The organism is Plantibacter sp. ME-Dv--P-122b, from assembly GCF_030209375.1.
Classification (GTDB): Bacteria; Actinomycetota; Actinomycetes; order Actinomycetales; family Microbacteriaceae; genus Plantibacter.
The window spans coordinates 276202-296470 of sequence record NZ_JARVSC010000009.1 but is presented as its reverse complement, the minus strand read 5'-3'; the positions used below and the strand labels follow the sequence as shown (position 1 = coordinate 296470).

General features: G+C 69.9%; 23 protein-coding genes. 19 read left to right on the top strand and 4 right to left on the bottom strand.

Translation table 11 applies throughout. From position 1 onward, the window contains the following. Positions 1 to 6 precede the first annotated feature (6 nt). The 6 genes from QRN19_RS16395 to QRN19_RS16370 all read left to right on the top strand — a co-directional run bounded on the left by QRN19_RS16395 (position 7) and on the right by QRN19_RS16370 (position 3556). Positions 7 to 600, top strand: a complete 594-nt coding sequence (locus tag QRN19_RS16395) for a sulfite oxidase-like oxidoreductase (protein ID WP_086472594.1) — start codon at positions 7 to 9, stop codon at positions 598 to 600. Beyond that, the gene (locus QRN19_RS16390; protein ID WP_285028253.1) at positions 597 to 1325 is read left to right on the top strand and encodes a ferredoxin reductase; all 729 of its coding nucleotides are present in this window, start codon (positions 597 to 599) and stop codon (positions 1323 to 1325) included. The genes QRN19_RS16395 and QRN19_RS16390 overlap by 4 nt, the downstream gene beginning before the upstream one ends. Further along, the gene (locus QRN19_RS16385) at positions 1325 to 1582 is read left to right on the top strand and encodes a DUF6510 family protein (protein ID WP_285028252.1); all 258 of its coding nucleotides are present in this window, start codon (positions 1325 to 1327) and stop codon (positions 1580 to 1582) included. The genes QRN19_RS16390 and QRN19_RS16385 overlap by 1 nt, the downstream gene beginning before the upstream one ends. Positions 1583 to 1708: 126 nt before the next feature. Then, complete coding sequence (locus tag QRN19_RS16380; protein WP_285028251.1) at positions 1709 to 2545, top strand: alpha/beta fold hydrolase; 837 nt, start codon at positions 1709 to 1711, stop codon at positions 2543 to 2545. Positions 2546 to 2567: 22 nt separating this feature from the next. Further along, complete coding sequence (locus QRN19_RS16375; protein WP_285028250.1) at positions 2568 to 3131, top strand: TetR/AcrR family transcriptional regulator; 564 nt, start codon at positions 2568 to 2570, stop codon at positions 3129 to 3131. Positions 3132 to 3178: 47 nt separating this feature from the next. Then, on the top strand, positions 3179 to 3556 hold the full coding sequence (locus QRN19_RS16370) for a VOC family protein (RefSeq protein WP_071261898.1): 378 nt from the start codon (positions 3179 to 3181) through the stop codon (positions 3554 to 3556). A 6-nt stretch (positions 3557 to 3562) separates the two neighbouring features. Here QRN19_RS16370 and QRN19_RS16365 read toward each other — a convergent pair whose 3' ends face one another. Further along, positions 3563 to 3976: an ASCH domain-containing protein gene (locus QRN19_RS16365; RefSeq protein WP_285028249.1), complete on the bottom strand. Its 414-nt coding sequence runs from the start codon at positions 3974 to 3976 to the stop codon at positions 3563 to 3565. A gap of 143 nt (positions 3977 to 4119) precedes the next feature. Here QRN19_RS16365 and QRN19_RS16360 point away from each other — a divergent pair, with 143 nt between their 5' ends. The 6 genes from QRN19_RS16360 to QRN19_RS16335 all read left to right on the top strand — a co-directional run bounded on the left by QRN19_RS16360 (position 4120) and on the right by QRN19_RS16335 (position 10092). Next, positions 4120 to 5259 (top strand): ThiF family adenylyltransferase, encoded by a 1140-nt coding sequence (locus QRN19_RS16360; RefSeq protein WP_285028248.1) that lies wholly within the window; start codon positions 4120 to 4122, stop codon positions 5257 to 5259. Positions 5260 to 5317: 58 nt separating this feature from the next. Continuing rightward, positions 5318 to 6553: a molybdopterin molybdotransferase MoeA gene (locus QRN19_RS16355; RefSeq protein WP_285028247.1), complete on the top strand. Its 1236-nt coding sequence runs from the start codon at positions 5318 to 5320 to the stop codon at positions 6551 to 6553. Next, the gene (gene moaCB / locus QRN19_RS16350) at positions 6550 to 7533 is read left to right on the top strand and encodes a bifunctional molybdenum cofactor biosynthesis protein MoaC/MoaB (RefSeq protein WP_285028246.1); all 984 of its coding nucleotides are present in this window, start codon (positions 6550 to 6552) and stop codon (positions 7531 to 7533) included. Before QRN19_RS16355 ends, moaCB begins: the two co-directional genes overlap by 4 nt. After that, complete coding sequence (locus tag QRN19_RS16345; RefSeq protein ID WP_056011786.1) at positions 7526 to 7954, top strand: molybdenum cofactor biosynthesis protein MoaE; 429 nt, start codon at positions 7526 to 7528, stop codon at positions 7952 to 7954. The genes moaCB and QRN19_RS16345 overlap by 8 nt, the downstream gene beginning before the upstream one ends. 81 nt (positions 7955 to 8035) lie before the next feature. Then, positions 8036 to 9220, top strand: a complete 1185-nt coding sequence (locus QRN19_RS16340) for an ATP-binding protein (RefSeq protein ID WP_285028245.1) — start codon at positions 8036 to 8038, stop codon at positions 9218 to 9220. Further along, entirely contained in the window at positions 9220 to 10092 is an 873-nt protein-coding gene (locus QRN19_RS16335) for a hypothetical protein (protein WP_285028244.1), read from the top strand. Before QRN19_RS16340 ends, QRN19_RS16335 begins: the two co-directional genes overlap by 1 nt. Positions 10093 to 10117: 25 nt before the next feature. Here the strand turns inward: QRN19_RS16335 and QRN19_RS16330 are convergent, their stop codons facing one another. Beyond that, on the bottom strand, positions 10118 to 10684 hold the full coding sequence (locus QRN19_RS16330) for a dihydrofolate reductase family protein (protein ID WP_285028243.1): 567 nt from the start codon (positions 10682 to 10684) through the stop codon (positions 10118 to 10120). A 65-nt stretch (positions 10685 to 10749) separates the two neighbouring features. On the opposite strand from QRN19_RS16330, the gene QRN19_RS16325 reads away from it, so the two are divergent. The 5 genes from QRN19_RS16325 to QRN19_RS16305 all read left to right on the top strand — a co-directional run bounded on the left by QRN19_RS16325 (position 10750) and on the right by QRN19_RS16305 (position 15316). Further along, positions 10750 to 11025 (top strand): type II toxin-antitoxin system TacA family antitoxin, encoded by a 276-nt coding sequence (locus QRN19_RS16325; RefSeq protein ID WP_064293940.1) that lies wholly within the window; start codon positions 10750 to 10752, stop codon positions 11023 to 11025. Beyond that, positions 11018 to 11521 carry a GNAT family N-acetyltransferase gene (locus QRN19_RS16320; protein ID WP_285028242.1) on the top strand — a complete coding sequence of 168 codons (504 nt, stop codon included), beginning with the start codon at positions 11018 to 11020 and terminating at the stop codon, positions 11519 to 11521. The genes QRN19_RS16325 and QRN19_RS16320 overlap by 8 nt, the downstream gene beginning before the upstream one ends. Positions 11522 to 11604: 83 nt before the next feature. Further along, positions 11605 to 14202 carry an excinuclease ABC subunit UvrA gene (locus QRN19_RS16315; protein WP_285028241.1) on the top strand — a complete coding sequence of 866 codons (2598 nt, stop codon included), beginning with the start codon at positions 11605 to 11607 and terminating at the stop codon, positions 14200 to 14202. Between the two features lie 10 nt (positions 14203 to 14212). Next, positions 14213 to 14755, top strand: coding sequence for a hypothetical protein (locus QRN19_RS16310; RefSeq protein WP_285028240.1), 543 nt, complete (start codon positions 14213 to 14215; stop codon positions 14753 to 14755). A 96-nt stretch (positions 14756 to 14851) separates the two neighbouring features. Further along, a complete protein-coding gene (locus tag QRN19_RS16305) occupies positions 14852 to 15316 on the top strand; it encodes a BLUF domain-containing protein (RefSeq protein ID WP_285028276.1) in 465 nt (154 codons plus the stop codon). Positions 15317 to 15364: 48 nt separating this feature from the next. Here the strand turns inward: QRN19_RS16305 and QRN19_RS16300 are convergent, their stop codons facing one another. Together QRN19_RS16300 and moaA are read right to left on the bottom strand one after the other, a co-directional pair. After that, positions 15365 to 15622 (bottom strand): MoaD/ThiS family protein, encoded by a 258-nt coding sequence (locus QRN19_RS16300; RefSeq protein ID WP_285028239.1) that lies wholly within the window; start codon positions 15620 to 15622, stop codon positions 15365 to 15367. Beyond that, on the bottom strand, positions 15615 to 16682 hold the full coding sequence (gene moaA / locus QRN19_RS16295) for a GTP 3',8-cyclase MoaA (RefSeq protein WP_085511391.1): 1068 nt from the start codon (positions 16680 to 16682) through the stop codon (positions 15615 to 15617). The genes QRN19_RS16300 and moaA overlap by 8 nt, the downstream gene beginning before the upstream one ends. A gap of 90 nt (positions 16683 to 16772) precedes the next feature. Between moaA and QRN19_RS16290 the strand changes: the two genes are divergently transcribed. Further along, positions 16773 to 18338 (top strand): molybdopterin-dependent oxidoreductase, encoded by a 1566-nt coding sequence (locus tag QRN19_RS16290; protein ID WP_285028238.1) that lies wholly within the window; start codon positions 16773 to 16775, stop codon positions 18336 to 18338. Positions 18339 to 18532: 194 nt separating this feature from the next. After that, on the top strand, positions 18533 to 20269 hold the full coding sequence (locus tag QRN19_RS16285) for an ABC transporter ATP-binding protein (protein WP_285028237.1): 1737 nt from the start codon (positions 18533 to 18535) through the stop codon (positions 20267 to 20269).

Genomic DNA, 20269 nt, shown 5'->3' with positions numbered 1-20269 from the left:
GTCGACATGGCGGTGTTCACACGCGGTTTCGGAGGACGGGCACGGGAGCAGGACGACCGACTCCCGCCCGGTCAGTTCCTCACCGAGGACTTCCCGGTGCTGTCCGCCGGGCCCACGCCGCGGATCGACACCGATGAGTGGGAGTTCCAGATCCGGACGGAGACGGGCGAGACCCACCGCTGGGACTGGGCGGCCATGCAGGCCCTGCAGCAGGACGACATCACCCGCGACATCCACTGCGTGACCCGCTGGACGAAACTCGGCACGAGCTGGCAGGGCGTCTCCCTCGACACGCTCTTCGCCGAGGTCGAGAGCGGCTACGACTTCGTGATGGCCCACTCCTACGGCGGCTACACGACCAACGTCCCACTCGACGACCTCCTGGACGGCAAGGCCTGGATCGCCACCGGCTTCGACGGCGAGCCGCTCGCCGCGGAGCACGGCGGCCCGGCGCGACTCCTCATCCCGCACCTCTACTTCTGGAAGAGCGCGAAGTGGATCCGCGGGCTCGTCATGCAGCAGGACGACGAACCGGGGTTCTGGGAGCAGAACGGCTATCACGCCTACGGTGACCCCTGGCTCGAACAGCGGTACTCGTGAGGCGCACGAACCATGTCGACGTCTGGAAGCCGGCCACCGTGGTCACGGCGACGCAGCTGACGCCCTCGGGGCGGAGCCTCATCCTGGACGTCCCCGGCTGGGGCGGAAACCTGGCCGGACAGCACGCCGACGTCCGCCTCACCGCGCCCGACGGCTACCAGGCGGTGCGCTCCTACTCGATCGCCTCCGCGGATGCCGGTGACCGCATCGAGATCGCCGTCGACCGGGTCCCGGACGGCGAGGTCTCCCCGTTCCTCGTCGACGCGATCGAGGTCGGCGACCAGGTGGAGGTGCGCGGCCCGCTGGGCGGCTGGTTCGTCTGGCGCCTCGAGGACACGGAGCCGGTCCTCCTGATCGGCGGCGGGTCGGGCATCGTGCCGCTCATGGCGATGGTGCGAGCGCACGAAGCGGCCGGGAGCACGACGCCGTTCCGACTCGTGTACTCGGTCCGCTCACCGCAGGACGCATTCTTCGCCGACGAGCTCGCTGCGGCGACCGGGGTCGAGGTCACCTGGATCTACACCCGGCGAGCCCCCGACGGCTGGCCGCGTCCCGCCGGACGCCTGGCCGCAGCCGACCTGCAGGCGCTCGAGGCCACCGGTGGCGAGACCCCGTCGGTGTTCGTCTGCGGACCGACCGGCTTCGTCGAGGCGGTCGCCGACACCCTGGTCGCGATCGGCCATGATCCCGCCCGCATCAAGACCGAGCGGTTCGGAGGCGCGTGATGACCTCGCATCTCGACGGGAACGTCCTCGCCGGAACCCTGTCGGAACTGACCGGCACCGACCCGAGCGGGACAATGTCGCAGTGCCTCGGGTGCCGCGACGTCTCGCCCCTCGCCGCGGAGCTGGCGTTCGGCACCCCGGATGCCTGGGTGGTGCGCTGTCGGCACTGCGACGACGTCCTGCTGGTCGTCCTCCATCACGAGGAGACCACGCGTGTCACCCTCGACGGCGTCCGCTGGTGGACGGACCTCGGCTGACGCCCCTCCCTCGCACTCGTTCGCCCATGCTTGGGCGAACGGAACCTCGGGCGCCCAAATTTGGGCGAATGAGGGTCATCCATCAAAGCTATTGACATTAGCCAAACGGCGATGCAGACTAGCTTCATGAACACGAACCCGGCATCGACAGGGCCTGCCACCCGCACCCTCGAGCGTCCCGAAGGCAAGATCGCCTACGAGATCCAGGGCGACGGCCCGCTCGTCGTCCTCGTCCCGGGAATGGGCGAGCTCCGCTCCTCCTACCGTTTCCTCGCTCCCGCGCTCGTCCAGGCCGGGTACCGCGTCGCCTCCACCGACCTCCGTGGTCACGGCGACAGCGACACGACGTTCTCCGCCTATGGCGACGTCGCGACCGCCTCGGACGTCCACGCCCTCATCCGCGAACTGGGTGCCCCGGCCGTCATCGTCGGCAACTCGCTCGCTGCCGGCGCCGGCGTGATCGTCGCCGCCGAGCACCCGGATGACGTGTCCGGTCTCGTCCTCGTCGGGCCCTTCGTCCGCAAGCCGAAGGCGGGCGCCGTCATGCAGGCGGTCTTCCGCGCCATGATGGCCCCGCTGTGGATCGCGCGGGTCTGGAAGGCCTACCTCCCCACGCTGAACGCGGGCCGGAAGCCGGTCGACTTCGACGACCACCTCGCCGACGTCTTCGCGAGCCTGCGTCGACCCGCATACGGCAAGGCCTTCTCGCAGACGACGAGACAGACCGACCATGCTCCGGCCGAGGCTGCGCTCCCCGGCGTGAGCGCTCCGACGCTCGTGATCATGGGCACCAAGGACCCCGACTTCCCCGACCCCGCGGCTGAGGCCCGCTGGATCGGCGACACCCTGCACGCGGAGGTCGTCCTCGTCGAGGACGCCGGCCACTACCCGCAGGCCCAGCAGCCCGAGGTCACCTCGCAGGCCGTCCTCGGCTTCCTCCAGTCGGCGCTGCACCGTGCCTAGGGCGGGACTCAGCCGCGCGCGCGTGGTGGACGAAGCGGCCGAACTCGCCGACGAGGTCGGGCTCGAGGGGCTGACCCTCGCCGCCCTCGCCGAACGGCTCGGCGTCCGGCAGCCCTCGCTCTACAAGCACCTCGACTCGCTCGCCGGACTCCGCCGGAGCATCTCCCTCAAGGCGAAGGGCGAGCTCGGCGACGTCCTGCTGCGCGCGGCCGTCGGCCGTTCGGGCGCGGACGCGATCACGGTGATGGCCGGGGCCTACCGGGAGTGGGCCCTGGAGCACCCGGCACGCTACACGGCCGCGCAGTGGATCGCCGGACCGGAGGACGAGGAGGACACGGCGGCATCGCTCGGCGCCATCCAGGTCATCAGCGACGTCCTCACGGCCTACGAACTCCGCGGTGACGACGCCATCGACGCGATCCGAGCGTTCCGCTCCACCCTGCACGGTTTCGTGTCGCTCGAGGCGGCAGGCTCCTTCGGGCTCGACCGAGACCTCGACCGCAGCTTCGACCGCCTCGTCCGTGGTTTCGTCATCACGCTGACCTCTTGGGCCCAGACGGACAGCGGCGTGTCCGACGGCCGGTAGCTCCGCAACGGCTTCCGCCACGAGGATCGCGCCGGTACATTGCCGTCATGTCATGTCGCATCAGTGAACTCGTCCTGGACTGCCGCGATCCGGAAGCGCTCGCCCGCTTCTGGTGCGAGGTCCTCGACTTCGTCGTGCTCGACCGGGACGAGGACGGGGTGGAGATCGGAGCGCGGGACGGCTTCGGTGGATCGCAGCCGACCATCATCCTCAGCCGCAGCGACGACCCGCCACAGCCGAAGTCGAAGCTCCACATCGACGTCAGCCCGACCGACGGCGACCAGGACGCCGAGCTCGAGCGCCTGCTGGCCCTCGGTGCACGCCCGACGGACATCGGACAGACGGGCGACGAGTCGTGGCACGTCCTCGCCGATCCCGAGGGCAACGCCTTCTGCCTCCTGCGCACGCCGGTCAAGCCGGTCTGATCGGCCTCAGTCCCGCGCGATGAGGGCGAACCGTTCGAGGACGACGAGCGTCGTGTCGTCGAGCTGGAAGCCGGGGCCGAGTTCGGCCTGCATCTCCGGTGAGGTCCAGAACCGTTCGTGGCCGGAACGCCAGTCGGCGACCGACGTGTAGCCTTCGCCCTCCGCCAGAGCGTGGGCCAGCGGCACCTCGCCCAGCGGTACCACCTCGACACCCACCGTCTCGATGACGAAGCGGTGAGCGCCATCGGAATCGACGACGATTCCGCGCTGCCCGACCGCCGGCAACTCCTCGGCTGCCACCTCGTACTCGTGCGCCAGCGAACTCGTCGCGACCTTCTCGCCGGACTCGATCGCCGCCACCAGCCTGTCCCGCAGCGGGCCGGGGAACGCGAACTCGACGATGGGGAGGTGGTCATCCATGCCTCCATCCCAGCATCGATCGACGCGTCGAGCCACTGCACCACTCCTGTCGGTTTCCTGCGGCGGCGCCTGCTGCCTCCGGCGGACGCGGGCGGATGCAGTCTGAGGGCCGGCGGGCACCGTGCCGGTGGGATAATCGGCGCATGTCCTCGACCGCGCGGTACGCCAGGCAGCTCGCCCTCCCCGGGTTCGGACTGACGGCGCAGCAGCGCCTCGCCGACGCACGGGTGCTGATCGTCGGCGCCGGCGGCCTCGGCAGCATCGTCATCCCGGCGCTCGCCGCTGCCGGTGTCGGTTCCGGCGACGGCGCGATCCACCTCGTGGACGACGACACGGTCGAGCTCAGCAACCTGCATCGGCAGACCGTCCACAGCACCGCGGACGTCGGCCGGCCGAAGGTCGACTCGGCCGCCGACCGCGCCGTCGCCGTGAACACCGATGCGACGATCCTCAGGCACCGCCTCCGTCTCGGACCCGGCGAGATCATGGGGCTCCTCGCCGACGCCGAGATCGACCTCGTCATCGACGGCAGCGACAACTTCGATACCCGGTACCTCGTCGACGACGCCGCGACGCTCGCCGACGTCCCGCTCGTCTGGGGCGCGGTCTCGCAGTACGGCGGGCAGGCCGGGCTCAGCTGGTCGTCTCGCGGCCCGCGCTACCGCGACCTCTTCCCCCACCCGCCGACGGACGGTTCGGTGCTCTCCTGCGAGGCCGGCGGCGTCCTGCCCACCACGGTCGGGGTCATCGGGTCCATCATGGCCACCGAGGCGATCAAAGTGCTCACGGGAGTCGGGATCCTCTCGCTCGGCCGGGTGACGATGTTCGACGGGCTGAGCGGCGGGTTCCGCGAACTCCGATACGAGCGCGACCCCGCGGGTGCCCGGCAGGTGTCGCTCGACGAGCATCTGCATCGGATGCCAGGAGGGGACGCGGCGAGCGCCGCAGCGGCAGCCCCTCACGAGCCGCGACACGCCGGCCGCACGATCACCGCACCGCAGCTCGCGGCGAGCGACGATGAGGCCGTGCTGCTCGATGTCCGCGAGCCGTGGGAGGCGGAGATCGCCCGGCTGCCCGGTTCGACCCTGATGCCGCTCGGCTCGCTCCCCGAGACGCTCCACGGTCTCGACCCCGAGACGCCCGTGGTCGTCTACTGCCACCACGGCATCCGATCCGAGTCGGCGCTCCGCCTGCTCCTCGAGCGCGGCTACTCGGCCGTCCACCTCGAGGGCGGCATCGACGCGTGGTCGCGCCTCGTGGATCCGACCGTCCCCCGCTACTGACCGCGGCTCCGAACACCCCGTGCAGCCCCACCGACCGACCTCGACGACGGGAACCACCATGACGACGCCAGCGCCCACGAGTCGGAAGACCGTCGAGCAGCATGCCTCCGACGTCGCCGCCCTCCTCGACGCCGTGACCGACACCGGCGCCGAGCACGTGCCGATCGACGAGGCGGCAGGTCGGGTGACGGGCGTGGCGGTGCCGTCACCGGTCGACCTGCCGCTGTTCCGCAACTCGCAGATGGACGGCTTCGCGGTTCGGGCAACAGACCTCACGGGCGATGAGACGCGGTTGCGGGTGGTGGGCGAGATCGCCGCGCGTCCGATCGACCCCGCGCCGCTCGAACCGGGGACGTCGGTACGCATCATGACCGGCGCGGTCGTGCCGCCGGGAGCGGACGTCGTCGTGCCGGTCGAGGAGAGCGAGGTCGAGACGGATTCCCACGGTGTCGAGACCGTCGTCCTCGGTCGTCCGCGCAGCGGCGGAGAGCGCCCGGTGGGACTGTTCGTCCGGGAGCGCGGGAGCGACGTCCGCGCCGGTGAGGAGCTGCTTCCGGCCGGCGTGCGCCTCGCTTCACGACACCTCGCCGTCCTGGCAGCGGCCGGGATCACGACCGTCGAGGTGCGGCGGCGGGTTCGGGTCGCGATCGTCACGACCGGTGCCGAACTCGTCGAACCCGGCGAGACGCCGACCCTCGGCCAGACCTTCGACTCCAACGGGACCGCACTGGCGGCCGCCGTTGTCGCTGCCGGAGCCGAGGTCGCCGACCGTGCGCGCGTCGTCGACGACGCCGACGTCCTGCTCGCCCTGCTCGACGACCTCCACGGCGAGGTCGATCTCATCCTCACCTCCGGCGGGATCTCCATGGGCGAGCACGAGGTCGTCCGTGACGTCCTCGGGCCGCTGGGTGGCTGGATCGGTTCGGTCGCGATGCAGCCCGGCGGACCACAGGCGCTCGGTGCCCACCGGGGCGTCCCGATCATCGCGTTCCCCGGCAACCCGGTGAGCACGCAACTCTCGTTTGAGGTCTTCGTCGCACCGGTCCTCCGTCGGGTCGCCGGCTTACCACAGGCGTCGCGCGAGCCGGCCGAGCTCGCGATCGCCGTGCGTTCGGTGCCCGGCAAGCGCCAGTTCCTGCGCGGACGCCGGCGTGACGACGGCCGGGTCGAGCCGGTCGCAGGCCCCGGCTCCCACCTCGTGGCCGGGCTCGCGGCCTCCGACGTGCTGCTCGTGATCCCGGAGGACGTCCTCGAGCTCGACGCGGGTGCCACTGTGGAAGCATGGGCACTATGACCGGGCTCACCCACCTCGACGACGACGGCCGCGCACGTATGGTCGATGTCGGCGACAAGGCCACGACGAAGCGGGTCGCGACGGCGACGGCGACGTTCACCACCCGACCGGACGTGATCGCGCTCGTGCAGGCGGACGGTCTGCCGAAGGCGGACGTCATCGCGACGGCCCGCATCGCGGGGATCGCCGGAGCCAAGCGGACGAGCGAGCTCATTCCGCTGTGCCACCAGCTCGCACTGTCGTCCGTGAGCCTCGACTTCGCGTTCACTGAGGACTCGATCGTCATCACCGCGACGGCCAAGACGACCGGCCAGACCGGGGTCGAGATGGAGGCCCTGACGGCCGCGTCGATCGCCGGCCTGACCCTGCACGACATGGTCAAGGCCGTCGACCCGGCCTCGGTCCTCGGCGACATCCGGCTGCTGGAGAAGTCCGGCGGCAAGCGCGGGAACTGGACGCCCGAGGCCTCCGACCCGGTCGAGGCACCGGCGGCACGAACCGTCCGCCCGCGCACGGCAGCCGTGATCGTCGCGTCGACCGCCGGCGCGGCGGGCACGCGCGAGGACCTCACGGGGCCGCGCATCTCCGCCTGGTTGTCCGAGCACGACTACGCGGTCGATGCGGTGACGGTCGTGTCCGACGCCGACGTGCACCACGCGATCACGGCAGCCCTGGACGCTGCGCCCGCGGTGCTCATCACGACGGGCGGCACCGGCCTCTCGCCGAGCGACCGCACCCCGGAGGCGACGCAGCCCCACCTCGACCGCGAACTGCCCGGCATCGCGGAGGCGATCCGTGCCCTCGGGTCGACCAAGACCCCGACCGCGGCGCTCAGTCGCGGGCTCGCCGGGGTGTCCGGCGGCACCGTCGTCGTGAACCTCCCCGGGTCGACCGGCGGCGTCAAGGACGGACTCGCGGTCCTCGACGGCCTGCTCGACCATCTCGTCGCCCAGATCGCCGGAGGTGGCGCGCATGAGTGAGTCGACGGTTCCCGAGGTCCTCGCCCTCATCTCCGAGTCGCCCCTCGACGCGCACGCGATCGAGGACTTCGTCGCGGCACCCGCCAACGGTGCGCTCGTGGCCTTCCGAGGCATCGTGCGCGACCACGACCACGGCGAGGCGGTCGACGCCCTCGACTACCGGGCCCACCCCGACGCCCAACGGTTCCTGGAGGACTGCTGCCGGACGGTCGCCGCGGAGACCGGTCTTCGAGTGGCAGCAGCGCACCGCGTCGGGTCGCTCGTCGTCGGCGACCTGGCCCTCGTGGCCGCCGTCGCCGCCGCGCACCGGGCCGAGGCCTTCGCCGCCTGCGAGCGGCTGGTCGAGGAGATCAAGCGCACCGTCCCCATCTGGAAGCGCCAGCACCTGGCCGACGGCGAGACGGAGTGGGTCGGCCTGTGACAGGCCACTTCGGTGAATCGCGTATAATTATGCATTATTGCGAAAATGCAATAATCGGCTAGAAAACGGTATGATTCGAGCATGCGCGCGGAACTGAACCCGTACTCGCCTGGATCAGGCCTCACGCCTCCCTATCTCGTAGGCCGCGAGAACGAGATCGAGATGTTCGATCTCATCGTCGCTCGGTCCCGGAGGCGCCTCCATAGTCGCGGCATCGTCCTGCACGGCCTGAGGGGTGTCGGGAAGACCGTGCTGCTGAATCGCTTCCGTGAGCAGGCAGAGCGCGCGGATTGGTTCATCATCGAACTGGAAGGCCGCTCATCCGAGCTGGGAAACGAGGCTGTTCGACAGAAGCTGGGGCGATCGCTGCTGCTGGCGAGCAGAAAGCTCCAGCGCACGAAGCATGCGACTACAGCCGTCAGACATGCCCTGCGAACGGTCAAGTCGTTCAGCCTGTCTCTTGGGGTGGCGTCCATCGACATCGGACTCGAGGCCCTGCCGGGCAGGGCAGACTCAGGCCAGATCGAGATCGACTTCGAGGAGGTCGTCGAAGACCTCGCGCCTGCGCTGATGGAGACGTCCACAGCGTTCGCGCTGTTCATCGACGAGATGCAGGACATCGACCCGGAGCTGATCATCGCGCTCCTTGCGGCTCAGCATCGTGCCGGGCAGAAGGGATGGCCGTTCTACATCTTCGGGGCCGGCCTGCCATCCCTACCGTCCGTGCTGAGCGAAGCCCGATCGTACGCCGAGCGGTTGTTCAACTACCGCGAGATCGGCGCCCTCGATCCTGCTGCCGCCTTCGAGGCGCTCACCGTGCCCGCCACCCGACAAGGCGCCTCGTTCGAGAGTGGAGCTGCCGAAGACATCGTTCATGCGGCCAATGGGTACCCGTATTTCCTCCAGACCTACGGCCAAGCCTCTTGGGAGATCGCATCAGAGCGCACGATATCGCGCGAAGACGCGGCGGCGGCCGTCATCGATGGCAACGCGTCGTTGGACATGGGCTTCTTTCCCGCACGCTGGGACCGCGCGACGCCAGCTGAGCGCCAGTACCTCCGAGCCATGTCGATCGACGGCGACCGTGGAACGCGCACGGCCGACGTCGCCGTGCGACTCGAAACGAGGGCGACGAGTCTTTCCCCCGCTCGCCAGAGCCTCATCGACAAAGGGATCATCTACATGCCGGAACGCGGACGCGTCTCGTTCACCGTTCCGAACATGGCCGCATTCATTCAGCGGCAGTACGAGATCGACATCGAGTGATGGACGGGGGACGGACGCCGCCGGAACGACAGAAGACAGCGCGCCGGAAGACCGTCGTCAGAGTGGCGATCGCGCTCGGCCTCATCCTGCTCGTGGCGCTGCTCGTCCGCGCCTGTGCGCCGATGACGATCGCCGCGATCGGCGCGAAGGCCACGGTCGAAGCCGAGCTCGGCGGTCGTGGGACGGTGACGGTCCGGACGATCGAGCCGAAGATCAACGTCATGCCGAGGTGTGACCTCCGGGTGTCGGTGCACGAGGACACGTCCGCCGCCGAGGTCGGCGACCTGCTGACGACACTCGCCTCCGAGCGGACCATCTCGCCCTGCGAGATGTCGTCGCTCGGACTCGCCAACGGTTCCACGCTGCTGCTCGGCTCGACGGCCGCATTCACCGCCGACCAGTGGACAGCGATCGCGGGGCACCTCAGCCGCGGTCGCGAGACCATCAGTGTCCGTCGCGACGATGCTCCCGCATCCGTCGTCCCCCAGATCACGGCCGACTCCGTGACACGGTATCTCGAGGCCCTGCGAGTATTCACCGCGGGCGACCGCCTCGAGGACTCGATCGGCCCGGTGGTCTGGAAAACCTCCTGGTCGCTCGACCAGGCTCCGTACCACTCGGTCGACATCGAAACGGACGGGACACCGCCGACGGAACTCGCCTCGTTCCTCGAGGTGCTCGAACCGGCGCTCTCGACGATGTCCACCGCGGTGAAGATCCGCCATCAGACGTCGGACGACGGACCGATCACGCGCGTCGAACTCCTCATCGCTGAGCCGACGCTCGAGGATCGAATCGCCGCTGCATTCGAACGCAGCGGTCTGCCCGGCAAGCTCACCATCGCTCATCGGACCTCGGCTCCGGTCGACTGAGGCACTCCCGGTCGGAGCCGGGCTGTCAGCGCGGCAGCACGTCGTAGGTGATGCGCACGAGTCCGTCCTCGGGCGTCGCGTGGGTGCCGCGGAGTCGCAGGCGGACGTCGGCGTCGAGGTCGCCGAAGAGGCGGGCGCCCGAGCCGATGAGCACCGGCGCGACCGACACGGTGATCTCATCGACGAGGCCCGCACCGAGGAACGCCTGAATGGTCCTGCCGCCGTCGATGTAGACGCGGCCGGCACCGGCCTCGTCGAGCAGGGCGGCCGCCTCGTCGAGCGAACCGGCGACCGTGATGCGGTCGTCCCCGGCCTCGAGCGTGGCGCTCAGCACGACGACCCGCTTGCCGTCGAACGGCCACTCGCCGAAGCCGAGGACGGTGTCGTAGGTGGTGCGTCCCATCACGAGGGTGTCGATCGTCGGGAAGAACGAATCCCAGTCGAGCGCCGGGTGCTCCCCAGGTGCATCCGCGGCATGCTCCCGCGGCTCGAGCTCCGTGAGCCAGCCGAGGTCGCCGTCGGGCCCCGCGATGTAACCGTCGAGGCTCACGCCGATGAAGACACAACCGTGCCAGGAACGTTCACGAGTCATGAGGGTGATTCTGCCCCCAACCTCCGACATCGACTCCGTACGGAAGATTGCCGTACAATGACGGCATGGCATCTCCACTGAAAGACAAGCGCATCGAGGTCCGCGTCACCAGCGCACAGAAGGACGCGATCGCCGCCGCCGCCGCGATCGAAGGTCGGTCCATCACCGATTTCACCACGTCCGCCGCTACGGAACGGGCGGCCGATGTCATCCGCCGTGAGCGCGACATCCGCGTGGACGCGGCCGCCTTCGAGCAGTTCGAAGCGATCCTGGAACGCCCAGCGCGCTCGATCGACGGACTCCGCGACCTCCTGAACCGACCCACGATCTTCGTTGACTGAGTTCCGGACTCCACGACCGCTGGCCACTGGAGACGTCCTGTCGGAGTTCCGCTGTGGCGTCGACGTCCTCGACAGCTGGCTCCGTGGATACGCACGGAACAACGACCGCAGTGGTGGGTCGAAGACGATGGTCTCGGCGACGACCGAGGGTCGCGTCGCGGGCTACTACTGCCTCTCGGCGAGTTCGCTCGTCCGAGAGGAGGCGCCACAGCCGCTCGCACGCCGAGCACCCGATCCGATCCCCGTCGTCCTGATCGGCCGGCTCGCCATCGATCAGGAGTTCATCGGCCTCGGCCTCGGAACCGCCCTCCTGCAGCATGCCGTCCTCCAAGCGATCAGCGCGGCGGAGATCATCGGGATGCGAGCGATCCTGGTCCACGCCCTGACCGACGACGTCATCCCGTTCTACGAGCGATTCGGCTTCGAACGATTTCCCGGTTCGAGTCGTGCCCTGTACCTGTTGGTCTCTGACGCGCGGGCGACCCTCGTCGGCTGAGCGCACGTCGACCGCCGCCCGCACACCTGCGGGGACGCGTCAACCACTCCGCATCGCGGTAGCGAGCGACGTAAGGTGATCTGATGCCCGAACACGCCCCCGAAGCATCCGACCCGTTCGTCCGCGTCCGGGGAGCCAACGAGAACAACCTCCGCAACGTGGACGTCGACGTGCCGCGCGACGCGATCGTCGCCTTCACCGGGGTCTCCGGCTCGGGCAAGTCCTCGCTCGCGTTCGGCACCATCTTCACCGAGGCGCAGCGGCGGTACCTCGAGTCCGTCGCCCCGTACGCCAGGCGACTGATCCAGCAGGGTCACGACCCGCACGTCGACTCGATCTCCGGGCTGCCACCGGCGGTCGCCCTGCAGCAGCGCCGCGGCGCCCCGAGCTCGCGCTCCAGCGTCGGCACGGTGACGACTCTGTCGAACTCGCTCCGCATGCTCTTCTCGCGTGCCGGGACCTTCCCCGAGGGGTTCACGACGCGACTCGACTCCGACGCCTTCTCGCCCAACACCGCCGTCGGCGCCTGCCCGGAGTGCCACGGCATCGGCGTCGCGCACACGGTCACCGAGGACTCCCTCGTCCCCGACCCGTCGCTGAGCATCCGCGAGGGCGCCATCGCCGCATGGCCCGGGGCCTGGCAGGCGAAGAACCTCCGCGACATCACCATCGCGCTCGGCTACGACGTCGACCGTCCCTGGCGCGAACTCGACCAAGCGGACCGAGACTGGCTCCTCTTCACCGAGGAGCAGCCGGTCGTGCAGATCACGCCGCAGCGCGACCGCGTCGCGAAGCCGTACAACGGGATGTTCTGGAGCGCCAAACAGTACGTCTTCCACACCCTCTCCGACTCCAAGAGCCAGATGATGCGGAACAAGGTGCTGCAGTTCGTGCGCTCGGGTCCGTGCCCGCTCTGCCACGGCACGGGACTCCGCCGTGAGGCACTCGCGGTCACCTTCGCCGGCCGCACGATCGCCGAGCTCAACGCATTGCCGATGACGGAACTCGCCGAGGTCATCCGGCCCACCACCGAGCTCACCGACCCCGCACCGGCCCTCCCCACCACGCTCTCCGGCGAGCGCACCGACGTCGCCGTCGCCATCACGACCGACCTCTTCGCGCGCATCCGCGTGCTCACCGACCTCGGACTCGGCTACCTGGGGCTCGGACGCGTCACGACGACCCTCTCCCCGGGAGAGATGCAGCGGCTCCGACTCGCGACGCAGCTGCGTTCCGGCCTCTTCGGTGTGGTCTACGTCCTCGACGAGCCGTCCGCCGGCCTGCACCCGGCCGACGCGGAGCCGCTCCTCGAGGTGCTGGAGCAGCTCAAGCGCTCGGGCAACTCGGTCTACGTCGTCGAGCACAACATGGACGTCGTCCGGAACGCGGACTGGATCGTCGACGTCGGCCCCGGTGCGGGTGAGGGCGGCGGCGACGTCCTCTACAGCGGCGCCGTCGAGGGTCTCGCCGACGTCGAGGCCTCGGCGACCCGCCCGTTCCTCTTCCCCGAGCAGCACGGCTCAGCTCCCGTACGCCGAGCACTGCGTGAGGCGCGCGACTGGCTCGAGGTCGAGGGCATCACGCTCCACAACCTCGCCGGCGTCGACGCCTCGATCCCCCTCGGGACCTTCGTCGCCGTCACCGGCGTCTCCGGTTCCGGCAAGTCGACCCTGGTGAGCCGCGTCCTCCGCGACGTCGTGCGCGATCACCTGCGCGCGGACGGCCGGACGACGGACGACGTCACAGACGATGACGACGACGTGTCCACCGATCCGGATGCGACCGATGGTTCCGGCCTGGCCGAGGCGACGGTGCCGGACGGCCACGCCGACACGCTCACCGTCCGCCGCGTGCGAGGGCTCGAGCACATCGACCGCCTCGTCCGGGTCGACCAGAAGCCCATCGGCCGAACGCCGCGGTCGAACCTCGCGACCTACACCGGCCTCTTCGACGCCGTCCGCGCGGCCTTCGCCGCCACGGACCTCGCCCGCGAGCGCGGCTACACGGCCGGCCGGTTCTCGTTCAACGTCGCGGGAGGTCGCTGCGAGACCTGCCTCGGCGAGGGCTTCGTGTCGGTCGAGCTGCTGTTCCTCCCCGGCAGCTACGGGAAGTGCCCGACCTGTGACGGCGCCCGGTACAACGCCGAGACCCTCGAGGTCACCTACGACGGGAAGTCGATCGCAGACGTCCTCGCACTCACCGTCGAGCAGGCGGCCGAATTCCTCGCGGCCGTCCCGGCGGCGGCACGGAGCCTCCGCACCCTGCTCGAGGTCGGCCTGGGGTACCTGCGGCTCGGCCAGCCGGCCACCGAGCTGTCGGGCGGTGAGGCGCAGCGCATCAAGCTCGCGACGGAACTCCAGCGGGTGCGACGCGGTCACACCCTCTACCTCCTCGACGAGCCGACGACCGGCCTCCACCCGGCCGACGTCCGTCGTCTGCTGGCGCAGCTCAACGCACTCGTCGACTCCGGCGACACGGTCGTCGTGGTCGAGCACGAGATGGACGTCGTCGCCGCGGCCGACTGGGTGATCGACCTCGGACCGTCCGGCGGCGACGCTGGTGGACGCATCGTGGCCGCAGGCACCCCGGACACCGTCGCCGCAGACCCCGACAGCCGCACCGCACCATATCTGGCGAAGCGGTTGGCGTTGCTCGGAGCGGCACCGTCACCGAGCGCCTAGCGTGGAGTCCATGTCGACGACCGATGCACGCCGTGACCTCCGCGCCCAGCGCATCGCCGTCGTCGTCTGGGCGGTCGCCGCGACGGTGATGCTGATGCTGGCTCCCATCGAGGAACTCATCTGGGCGCCGCTCGCGATGACGGACGACTCCTACGGCATCGAGGCGATCTACGGGGTGTTCACGCCCACGACCCTGATCGTCGGCCTCGTCGGTGTCGCGATCGCGTTCCTGCTCGGCCTCACGGCCATCCTGGTGTTCGCCTCCTTCGGATGGCGCGGCCGACTCGGCACGCACTGGGTGCACGTCGCGACCCTCGGCTCGATGCTCGTCTGGCTCGGTCTCATCGCGATGTTCGTCGCCGGCTTCGGCGTCGGGAACACCGTGTCGGACGAGATCCCGCCGTACGTCGGCCGGTCGTCGACGGTCGGCGGACTGCTCCAGCTGCTCGCGCTCGCGGCGTTCCTGGCGACCCTCGTCGGCACGATCTCCTCGCTCGTCATGATGTTCCGGTCGGCCGGGATCGCCCGTCGCGCCTGGCAGGCCTCACGATGAAGCGGTCCCCTCACCGCCCACTGAGGGGGAACATCCTGGGGAGACCCGATCGGGGGGACGAAGTCGGCCCACCGACCATGTACTGTGCGAATCGTGATGCATGCTGAAGCGCCGGTCCGATCGGTGACGTACGTGAGCCGGGCCGCCACCCCGCTGACGCAGACGTCACTCGAAGCCCTGCTCCTCGAGAGCCGCGCGAACAACGAGCGCTCCGGGCTCACCGGCATGCTCGCCGTGCGCGGCGACGACTTCTTCCAGGTGGTCGAAGGACCGGAAGCGGGCATCTCCGCGCTCCTGGCGAGTCTCCGTCGGGACCCCCGCCACACCGACATGCGCATCCTGAACGACGAGACCGTGCCGTTCCGCCAGTTCCCGGACTGGCGGATGCGATGCGAGCGACTCGACGACTATCCGGTCGACACCATCCCCGGAATCGACGCGATGGGCGGCGGCGGCGCGTCCGCGGACACCCGGACGCGCGGCGTCCCGGACCTCGTCCGATGGCTGCAGGCCCGTGCCGCCCGAGCGCTCTCCGAACGCCACCCGTCGGCAGCGTCCTAGACGGCCCGCCTCGGTCCATCCGGCGCTGTCCGGTCGTCCGACGACGACTCAGCCGCCGGCGAAGGGCGGGAGGACGTCGACCCGGGCACCGAGCGGACGGCCGTCGTCGCGACTGACGACGCCGTCGACGAGGAACGACCCCGAAGCCAGGACCTTCGCCATCGCGTCGCCGTAGCGCTCGAGCAGCACGGACTTCAGTTCGCCGACCGTCGCCACCGCCGGCAAGGACTCCTCGGGGACGCCGGCTGCCTCCTCGGCAGCGGCGAAGTAGCGCACGAGCACCTGCAGCGTCGTCGTCTCAGCCACCGATCGCTCCCATGCTCCGCTCCGGACGGACGAAGTCGGGCGACGCGATGCGGTGCCCGGCCTGCTTGTGCCACATGGCCGCGCGCCAGCGGTCCGCGATCTCGACGTCGTCGGCCCCCGAACGCAGCATGCCCCGGAGGTCGGTCTCGTCGTCACCGAAGAGGCAGGAGCGGATCGTGCCCTCGGCCGTGAGCCGGGTTCGGTCGCAGTCGTCGCAGAACGAGCGCGTGACCGAGGCGATGATGCCGACCGTCGCCGGGCCGCCGTCGACGAGCCACTCCTCGGCGGGAGCGGAGGGGTCCTCGCGGTGCGGAGCCGTGAGCGTGAAGCGGGAACCGAGGACGTCGAGCAGCTCGGCCGCGTCGACCATGTTCTCGCGCACCCAGGCCTCGTCGGCGTCGAGCGGCATCTGCTCGATGAAGCGGAGACGGCAACCGTTCTCGATCGCCCAGGAGAGCAAGGCGACCGCGCCGTCGAGCGTGTCGCGCATGAGGACGGCGTTGATCTTCAGCGGCGTCAGCCCGGCGCGCTTGGCGGCCTCGATGCCGGCCAGGACGGCGGGGAGGCGGTCGCGACGCGTGAGTCGCGCGAAGTGGTCGCGGTCGACGGTGTCGAGGGAGATGTTCACGCGGGTGAGCCCGGCGGCCACGAGCTCGTCGACGCGCTTGTCGAGTCCGATGCCGTTCGTCGTCATGGAGATCGAGGCGTCGCCGGCGACCGCGGAGCTGCGGGCGATGATCTCCGCGAGGTCAGGACGCATGAGCGGCTCCCCGCCCGTGAAGCGGATGTCGTGCACCCCGAGGTCGCGGACGGCGATCTCGACGAGGCGGCCGATCTCGGTCGGCGTCAGCAGGTCGTCGCGGGCGATGGCCGGGAGCCCCTGCTCCGGCATGCAGTATGTGCACCGCAAGGAGCACTTCTCCGTGATCGACACCCGGAGGTCGCGGGCGACCCGGCCGAAGCGGTCGATGAGGCCGTCGACGTCGGGGCGTCCGGCAGCATCCGGGATGTGCCTGAGCGGCGACCCGATGCGTGGGATTCCGAGCCCGACAGTGGTCATCCCCCCAGGGTACGGGGATGGACGGCCGACTTGACCCCCAAGGGCCGCTTCAGGGCGGAATGCCCAGCGGGCGCGCGTAGCATGACGGACATGGAGCCCCGCCGCCGCACCCTGCTCGCCGGTGCGTCCGGCGTCGTCGCAGCCGTCGCCACCCTCGGCTCGGCAGAGGCCGTCGCGGCGTTCGTCGCCCCCGCGAGCTCGCCACTGCTCGCCGTAGGTTCCCTCGTGATCGACCTCGTGCCCGGCTGGGTGAAGGACCTCGTCATCGCCCTGTTCGGCACCAATGACAAGCTCGTGCTGCTCGTCGTGCTCGGTGTCCTGGTCGCGGCCCTCGCCGTCGGGATCGGTGTCCTCGAGGAGCGCCGCCCGGTGGTCGGGAGCATCGCGCTCGCGCTCGTCGGTGTCGTCGCGGTCGTCGCAGCGATCACCCGAGCGGACGCAGGCCTCGACTGGGCGTTCCCGAGCGTCGTCGGCACCGCGGTCGGCATCCTCGTCCTGCGACTGCTCGTGACCCGACTCCGCACCTGGGACGATGCGACGGTCGCGGACGAGGCCCGGCCGGTCGTCGGCGCCTCGCGGGCCGAACTCCCCCGACGCTCCTTCCTCGTCCTGCTCGGCGGCACCGCGGTCGGTGCCCTCGTCATCGGCGTCGGCGCTCGCGTGGCCTCGGCGGGAGCGGTCGCCGTGGAGAGCATCCGCAAGGCGCTCAAGCTCCCGACGGCCGCCGTCGCCGCACCGCCGGTCCCGGCCGGAGCCGAACTCGGCATCGACGGACTCACCCCGGTCGTGTCGGCGAACGACTCCTTCTACCGCATCGACACCGCCCTCCAGGTGCCGAACATCGACCCCTCGACCTGGAGCCTCAAGATCACGGGCATGGTCGAACAGGAGGTCGAGATCGGGTTCGAGGAACTCCTCGCCCTGCCGCTCCAGGAGTCGATCATCACGCTGACCTGCGTCTCCAACCCCGTCGGCGGCGACCTCATCGGCAACGCGCTCTGGCTCGGATACCCGATCCGCGAGCTGCTCGCCCGCGCGAAGCCCAAGGCCGGGGCAGACATGGTCCTGTCGCGGAGCATCGACGGGTTCACCGCCGGCACCCCGCTCGAGGTCCTGCAGGACGAGGACCGCGACAGCCTCCTCGCCGTCGGGATGAACGGACAGCCGCTCCCGCTGCAGCACGGCTTCCCGGTGCGCATGGTCGTCCCGGGCCTGTACGGCTACGTCTCCGCCACGAAGTGGGTCGTCGAGCTGGAGGTGACCCGCTACGCGGACGCCCGCGCCTACTGGACCGACCGTGGCTGGTCGGAGCGCGGGCCCATCAAGACCGAGTCACGCATCGACGTGCCCCGCAACGGCGGACGGGTCGCGGCGGGGAACGTCGCGATCGCCGGTGTCGCCTGGGCACAGCACACGGGCGTGAACCGGGTCCAGGTCCGCATCGACGACGGTGAGTGGCTCGACACGACCCTCGCGACCGCGATCTCCGACGACACCTGGGTGCAGTGGGTCCTCCAATGGGACGCCCCGGCCGGCGACCACACCATCGCCGTCCGCGCGACCGATGCGAGCGGGAAGACGCAGAGCGAGACCCCCGTCGACGTCGTCCCCGACGGCGCAGAGGGCTGGCACACGATCACCGTGGGCGTCGACTGACCAGGCGATGATCACGATTCCGAACCGGGACACCACCGTGTCACCGGCTCGGAGTATCGTCACTCGGGCACGTCCTTCATGCTCTCCGACCGTTTGCGCCGCCGTCGGAGGCACTGGCCTCGCGCCAGCCCAGCTCCGCCCTCCTCCGTCCGCGCGCGTGCTCCGCACCGGACATGAACCACAAAGGACCTCACGTGGCCCTCCTCTCCCTCGCCCTCAGACACGCCAAACCGTACGCGGCTTGGGTCGTCGCGGTCTTCGTGCTGCAGCTCGTCTCGACGATCGCGGCCCTCTACCTCCCCAGCCTGAACGCCCAGATCATCGACCAGGGCGTCTCCCGGGGCGACACGGACTTCATCTGGTCCACCGGCATGACCATGCTGCTCGTCTGCCTCGTCCAGGTGGCCGCAGCCATCGGCGGGGTCTACTTCGGCGCCCGCACGGCCATGGCCATCGGCCGCGACCTGCGCCGGGAGTTCTACCGGAAGGTCGACTCGCTCGGCGCACTCGAGATCGGCGGCTTCGGCAGCGCGACGCTCATCACGCGCGGCACGAACGACGTCCAGCAGGTCCAGATGCTCGTCCTCATGACCCTCAACTTCATGGTGTCCGCGCCCATCATGTGCGTCGGCGGCATCATCATGGCGCTCCGCGAGGACGCCGGGCTGTCGTGGCTCGTGTGGGTCTCCGTGCCGGTGCTGTTCATCATCGTCGGGTTCCTCGTCTACCTCCTCATGCCGCTGTTCCGTCAGATGCAGGACCGCATCGACGGCATCAACAGCGTGCTGCGCGAGCAGATCATCGGCATCCGCGTGGTCCGGGCGTTCGTCCGCGAGCCGTTCGAGTCGGAGCGGTACAACCGCGCGAACGAGGCGCTCACGCGCGTGTCGATCAAGGTCGGCAACATCTTCGTCCTCATGTTCCCCGTCATCATGATGGTCCTGCACCTGGCGACGGCTGCCGTGCTCTGGTTCGGTGGCCAGCGGGTGGACGCCGGCCAGATGCAGGTCGGTTCCCTCACCGCGTTCCTCCAGTACCTGCTCCAGATCCTCACCTCGGTGATGATGGGCGTCTTCATGGTCATGATGATCCCTCGCGCGGTCGTGTGCGCCGAGCGCATCCAGAGCGTCCTCGACACCGAGCCGAGCCTCACCGTGCCGACGAACACCGACATCCGCGTGCCGTCGGTCGGACGAGTCGAGTTCACCGGCGTCACCTTCGGCTACCCCGGAGCGGAGCGGCCGGTCCTGTCGGACATCACGTTCACGGCGGAGCCCGGCAAGACCACCGCGATCGTCGGCTCGACCGGCTCCGGCAAGACGACGCTCCTCTCGCTCATCCCGCGCCTGTACGACCCGCAGCAGGGCCACGTCACCATCGACGGCGTCCCCGTCTCGCAGCTCACCAGGCAGCAGATCGCCGGGGTCGTCGGGATCGTGCCGCAGAAGCCGTACCTGTTCTCGGGCACGATCGCCTCGAACCTCCGGTTCGGGCGTCCCGAGGCCTCCGACGACGAGCTGTGGAGCGCGCTCGACGTCGCGCAGGCGGAGGACTTCGTCCGCGCGAAGCCGAAGATGCTCAACGACGGCGTCGCCCAGGGTGGCACGAACGTCTCCGGCGGTCAGCGTCAACGCCTGTGCATCGCCCGGGCTCTCGTCGCGAAGCCCCGGGTCTACCTCTTCGACGACTCGTTCTCGGCCCTCGACGTCGCGACCGACGCCCGACTCCGGGCAGCCCTCGGCGACAGCACCGCCGACGCGACCGTCATCATCGTCGCGCAGCGCATCGCGACGATCCGGGAGGCCGACCACATCATCGTCATGAACGACGGCGGCATCGTCGGCCGCGGCACCCACGACGAACTCCTGGAATCCAACGAGACGTATCGCCAGATCGTCCAATCGCAGCTCGCTGTGGAAGGGGTGGCGTGA

Excerpts from the sequence above, each read along its gene's own strand:
- QRN19_RS16330 (WP_285028243.1), bottom strand. The coding sequence starts at position 10,684 with ATGACTCGTGAACGTTCCTGGCACGGTTGTGTCTTCATCGGCGTGAGC.
- QRN19_RS16315 (WP_285028241.1), top strand. The coding sequence starts at position 11,605 with ATGCCCGAACACGCCCCCGAAGCATCCGACCCGTTCGTCCGCGTCCGG.
- QRN19_RS16345 (WP_056011786.1), top strand. The coding sequence starts at position 7,526 with ATGAGTGAGTCGACGGTTCCCGAGGTCCTCGCCCTCATCTCCGAGTCG.
- QRN19_RS16335 (WP_285028244.1), top strand. The coding sequence starts at position 9,220 with ATGGACGGGGGACGGACGCCGCCGGAACGACAGAAGACAGCGCGCCGG.
- moaCB (WP_285028246.1), top strand. The coding sequence starts at position 6,550 with ATGACCGGGCTCACCCACCTCGACGACGACGGCCGCGCACGTATGGTC.
- QRN19_RS16385 (WP_285028252.1), top strand. The coding sequence starts at position 1,325 with ATGACCTCGCATCTCGACGGGAACGTCCTCGCCGGAACCCTGTCGGAA.
- QRN19_RS16355 (WP_285028247.1), top strand. The coding sequence starts at position 5,318 with ATGACGACGCCAGCGCCCACGAGTCGGAAGACCGTCGAGCAGCATGCC.
- QRN19_RS16395 (WP_086472594.1), top strand. The coding sequence starts at position 7 with ATGGCGGTGTTCACACGCGGTTTCGGAGGACGGGCACGGGAGCAGGAC.
- QRN19_RS16325 (WP_064293940.1), top strand. The coding sequence starts at position 10,750 with ATGGCATCTCCACTGAAAGACAAGCGCATCGAGGTCCGCGTCACCAGC.
- QRN19_RS16365 (WP_285028249.1), bottom strand. The coding sequence starts at position 3,976 with ATGGATGACCACCTCCCCATCGTCGAGTTCGCGTTCCCCGGCCCGCTG.
- QRN19_RS16290 (WP_285028238.1), top strand. The coding sequence starts at position 16,773 with ATGGAGCCCCGCCGCCGCACCCTGCTCGCCGGTGCGTCCGGCGTCGTC.
- QRN19_RS16360 (WP_285028248.1), top strand. The coding sequence starts at position 4,120 with ATGTCCTCGACCGCGCGGTACGCCAGGCAGCTCGCCCTCCCCGGGTTC.
- QRN19_RS16305 (WP_285028276.1), top strand. The coding sequence starts at position 14,852 with ATGCATGCTGAAGCGCCGGTCCGATCGGTGACGTACGTGAGCCGGGCC.
- QRN19_RS16380 (WP_285028251.1), top strand. The coding sequence starts at position 1,709 with ATGAACACGAACCCGGCATCGACAGGGCCTGCCACCCGCACCCTCGAG.
- QRN19_RS16310 (WP_285028240.1), top strand. The coding sequence starts at position 14,213 with ATGTCGACGACCGATGCACGCCGTGACCTCCGCGCCCAGCGCATCGCC.
- moaA (WP_085511391.1), bottom strand. The coding sequence starts at position 16,682 with ATGACCACTGTCGGGCTCGGAATCCCACGCATCGGGTCGCCGCTCAGG.
- QRN19_RS16340 (WP_285028245.1), top strand. The coding sequence starts at position 8,036 with ATGCGCGCGGAACTGAACCCGTACTCGCCTGGATCAGGCCTCACGCCT.
- QRN19_RS16370 (WP_071261898.1), top strand. The coding sequence starts at position 3,179 with ATGTCATGTCGCATCAGTGAACTCGTCCTGGACTGCCGCGATCCGGAA.